The following is a 4568-nucleotide window of genomic DNA, read 5'->3' as shown; positions in this document are numbered from 1 at the left end:
CCCATGCCCCATACCCCATCTACCCAAAGCAAAGTATCTAAATGTTTCCAACTGAACCAACTGCTGTTAATAACGGGTTTGGCGCACTGCTAAAAAACCGTGGTTTTATGCTCCTGTGGATTGGGCAACTGCTGTCCCAGTTAGCAGATAAGGTCTTCTTCGTTTTGCTGATTGCTCTGCTGGAGAACTACCCACCGCTTCGTGGGTTGGCACGAAACTCTATGTATTCAACTTTAATGCTGTCGTTTACAATACCAGCAATTTTGTTCGGTTCTGCTGGTGGTATCTTTGTTGACCGCTTACCAAAAAAGCTGATTCTGGTCGGCTCAGATGTTGTGCGGGGAATATTAACGCTGTGTCTTCCCTTGTTACCACGAGAGTTCTTGATTCTGTTAATCCTGACTTTTGCCATTTCCACAGTGACGCAGTTTTTTGCACCAGCTGAACAAGCAGCCATTCCCTTATTGGTGAAGCGAGAGAATTTGTTGGCAGCCAATGCACTGTTTAGCAGCACGATGATGGGAGCTTTAATTGTTGGCTTTGCTATCGGAGAGCCGATTTTGAGTTTGGCGAAAAGCTTGATGGGAGAAGAATACGGTCAAGAGCTTGTGGTTGGTGGATTATACATATTATCGGGTGCTATTATCCAGCCAGTTAGGTTTAAAGAACCCAAACGACCAACGGAGCATCGGGCATCAAATAACGCTTGGGCTGAATTCACCGAGAGCCTGCGCTATCTCAAGAAAAACCCTTTGATCTTGAACGCCATGCTGCAACTGACAACTTTATATTGTGTGTTTGCAGCCTTAACAGTGCTGACGATTCGATTAGCCGAGGAGTTTGGTCTCAAAGAAAAACAGTTTGGCTTTTTCTTGGCAGCAGCAGGGGTAGGTATGGTATTTGGTGCGGCGATTTTAGGAAACTGGGGTGATAAATTGCGTCAGAAGCCCCTACCTTTAATGGGATTTTTGATGATTGCACTAGTTTTAGGGGTGTTCACTTTTACGCACAACTTATTGCTGGCGTTAGGACTCTGTGCATTTTTGGGTGTAGGTGCTGCCTTAATTGGTGTACCCATGCAAACTTTAATTCAACAGCAAACACCACCTACGATGCACGGTAAAGTATTTGGCTTTCAAAATCATGCCGTCAATATCGCTCTGGCGTTACCTCTGGCGATTACTGGCCCATTAACTGATGCTCTGGGCTTGCGATTTGTGCTTGTAGGAATGAGTATTGTTGTCGTAGTTGTCGGTGTTTGGGCTTGGAAAAATACCCGCACAGTCTTGCAAGACGTAATTTAATTAATGTAGGCTAATAATCTAACTTTATATTTAATATATAAAATTCTTAGAATTTGATTGAACGTTTTCAATTAAAATGAAATCTTAACTACAGAATTCAGCATTTATTTTAGCTATAGTCTGAGGTTTGGCCGTGCGATCGCTTTCCCAAATTAGTCTGCCACAAACTGAGAATCACAAACAGTCTCGTACTTCTAGCCCACCAGTCGTGCCCAAACGTGCATCTGGCGGTTTTGCTCTGCTTGACAGCCTTCAGCGCCACGGGGTTGATTATATTTTTGGTTATCCTGGTGGGGCAATTCTACCAATTTACGACGACCTGTATAAAGTAGAAGCAACTGGTGCTATGAAGCACATTCTCGTGAGACACGAACAAGGTGCAGCCCACGCTGCTGATGGTTACGCTCGTGCCACAGGAAAAGTAGGAGTATGCTTTGGCACTTCTGGCCCAGGAGCAACGAACTTGGTGACAGGCATCGCTACAGCCTACATGGATTCAATCCCGATGGTTGTGGTTACAGGACAGGTAGCACGTCCGTCCATTGGTACAGATGCCTTTCAGGAAACTGATATTTACGGGATTACGCTACCAATCGTGAAGCACTCCTATGTAGTGCGTGACCCCAAAGATATGGCGCGAATTGTCGCCGAAGCGTTCCACATCGCTAGCACTGGGCGTCCGGGGCCAGTTTTGATTGATGTCCCCAAAGATGTAGCTTTAGAAGAATTTGACTACATACCTGTAAAACCAGGTTCAGTGAAGTTACGCGGTTATCGTCCCACGGTGAAGGGAAATCCCCGACAAATTAATGCCGCGATCCAGTTGATTACAGAAAGTCGCCGTCCGCTATTGTATGTCGGTGGTGGTGCGATCGCAGCTGGTGCCCATGAAGAAGTAAAAGAACTAGCTGAATTATTCAACATCCCTGTCACCACAACCTTAATGGGGATCGGTGCCTTTGACGAACATCATCCCCTAGCTTTGGGAATGTTAGGGATGCACGGCACCGCTTACGCTAACTTCGCCGTTAGTGATTGTGACTTGCTGATTTGCGTCGGTGCTAGATTTGATGATCGCGTAACTGGCAAGTTAGACGAATTCGCCTCCCGCGCTAAAGTAATTCACATCGACATCGATCCAGCAGAAGTCGGCAAAAACCGCGTTCCTGAAGTGCCCATCGTCGGCGATGTGCAGAATGTGTTGGTAGACTTATTGCGTCGATGCAAAGAAGCAGGCATCAAGGCTACACCTAATCAAAACCAAGAATGGCTAAATTTAGTTAACCGTTGGCGCGAAGAGTATCCTCTAATAGTGCCGCACCATGCCGACAGCATTTCCCCCCAAGAAGTGATCGTAGAAGTAAGTAGCCAAGCACCCCAGGCTTTCTACACCACAGATGTAGGACAGCATCAAATGTGGGCAGCACAATTCCTGAAGAATGGCCCAAGGCGCTGGATTTCTAGTGCTGGTTTGGGAACGATGGGTTTTGGCTTACCTGCGGCAATGGGCGCTAAAGTGGCTTTTCCTGATGAAGAAGTCATTTGTATCAGCGGCGATGCCAGTTTCCAAATGTGTTTGCAGGAACTTGGTACACTTGCACAGTATGGGATAAATGTCAAGACAATAATTATCAATAACGGCTGGCAAGGGATGGTGCGCCAGTGGCAGCAAGCCTTCTATGGTGAGCGTTACTCATGCTCAAACATGGAGGTAGGGATGCCAGACGTAGAGTTGTTAGCAAAAGCCTATGGGATTAAGGGCATGGTAATTAGCGATCGCAGTGAATTGAAAAATGCGATCGCCGAAATGTTGGCACACAAAGGCCCAGTCATCTTGAATGTCCACGTCACCAGAGACGAAAACTGCTATCCAATGGTAGCTCCTGGCAAGAGCAACGCTCAAATGGTTGGCTTGCAGAAGCAACCGCCGAAAGCAGCAGCAGAGCCAGTTTATTGTAGCAACTGCAATGCAAAAAATGCTCCCACCCACAACTTCTGCGCTGAGTGTGGGACGAAGTTGTAACGCTTTTTGATAATTCATAGTAGAGAAGTAGGGGAGCAGGAAAAGGGGAGAAAGATGCTGGAATTCGCCCTACTTTCTGCCCCTTTTTTCTTGCGTATACGTCGCTTAATCTTTCTGATTAGGTTGAGGTAGAAAGATATATCTTAAGTAATTCACTAAATCGCTTTGACTGGAGAAATTTAACAGCGCCTCTGCTAACTCTTCTAGTTGAGTTATGGTCGAGGTTGAGTTCGGTTTTGAGTACTTGGATATTGGAAGTGTCAGATGCAAGTAACCATCTGGCAAAGTTACCAGGGTAGTTTTCGGCAAGGTATTTGCAGGTATTATCGTAACTCAAAGGCGTAGGCGTAGCCCGTCGTAGACATCGCCACTATAAAATTCAGATGGATTAAACGTAGGTTGGGTTTCCTTATGTCAACCCAACTTACATTTAATGCACAAATTTAGGCTTGACACGGCACTAGATTTATGAATGAAGTAAATTATTGCAGTAAAGGAGTTGTGCTTTTACCGTTAGTTGACGCATTGGCAATTGCAGCTTGAGCAGGTTGATTGGCAAGAACCGCTACAAGTGGAGCAACTTTTGAACTAGATTGTTTATTTCTTTTTCCATTAGAGCCGCCAGCTTTGGAATACTCTATACTGTTTCTGCCGTAGACAGTTGCAACTCCACTTAGCATTCGTTCAGACATTTCAGAGAGGGCTTTATCCATCTGGGTTACTGTCTTACGCGATTCTTCAAGATTGGACACAAGCGTGTTATGAGCTTCTAACGTCGCACGGGTAGTATTGATCAGGTGGTTGTAGGCTTCAATGGTTAATCCGTGTCCTAAATCCAGATTTTCTTCAACGGATTTAAGCAAGGCGAGACGAAGTTGGGCTTTGTCAACAGCAGCAGAACCACGAGTTCTTAAAGACATGAGATATCCTTTTTTTAATAATTCCTTTTTCAACATAATGGAGTATCTTTTTTGCTGAGATGGGTAGTTTTGTGGATTTATTTCATCAAAAGTTCAACGAAATAATTACGAGTTTGTCTGTATTGTTACTCATTTTTAATATCGATTTGTTGTTTGAGAATAAGTGCAATCAGCAACAGTAATCGCCAAATCAACAAATGCGAACCCTAAATCAACAAATGCGAACGCCAAATAAAAAAATGCAAACGCAAAAAAAAAAAATTAAAACGCAAAAAAAAAAAATTATAACGAAAAAAAAAAAAAAACGAACGCTAACAAAAA

The 4568-nt window shown here is 44.4% G+C and carries 4 protein-coding genes; 2 read left to right on the top strand and 2 right to left on the bottom strand.

What is annotated here, in order from left to right; genetic code table 11:
* The first annotated feature begins 41 nt into the window (after positions 1-41).
* Positions 42-1304 (top strand): MFS transporter, encoded by a 1263-nt coding sequence (locus tag Q0541_RS19225; protein WP_298913667.1) that lies wholly within the window; start codon positions 42-44, stop codon positions 1302-1304.
* Positions 1305-1437: 133 nt separating this feature from the next.
* Positions 1438-3327, top strand: a complete 1890-nt coding sequence (gene ilvB / locus Q0541_RS19220) for a biosynthetic-type acetolactate synthase large subunit (protein ID WP_298913664.1) — start codon at positions 1438-1440, stop codon at positions 3325-3327.
* 105 nt (positions 3328-3432) lie between these two features.
* Here ilvB and Q0541_RS19215 read toward each other — a convergent pair whose 3' ends face one another.
* Together Q0541_RS19215 and Q0541_RS19210 are read right to left on the bottom strand one after the other, a co-directional pair.
* Complete coding sequence (locus tag Q0541_RS19215) at positions 3433-3597, bottom strand: DUF4351 domain-containing protein (protein ID WP_298913673.1); 165 nt, start codon at positions 3595-3597, stop codon at positions 3433-3435.
* 212 nt (positions 3598-3809) lie between these two features.
* Complete coding sequence (locus Q0541_RS19210) at positions 3810-4247, bottom strand: hypothetical protein (RefSeq protein WP_298913670.1); 438 nt, start codon at positions 4245-4247, stop codon at positions 3810-3812.
* Positions 4248-4568 lie beyond the last annotated feature (321 nt).

Origin of the sequence: uncultured Nostoc sp. (genome assembly GCF_937863485.1) — a bacterium.
GTDB lineage: Bacteria > Cyanobacteriota > Cyanobacteriia > Cyanobacteriales > Nostocaceae > Nostoc.
This window is presented reverse-complemented; position numbering and strand designations above follow the sequence as displayed.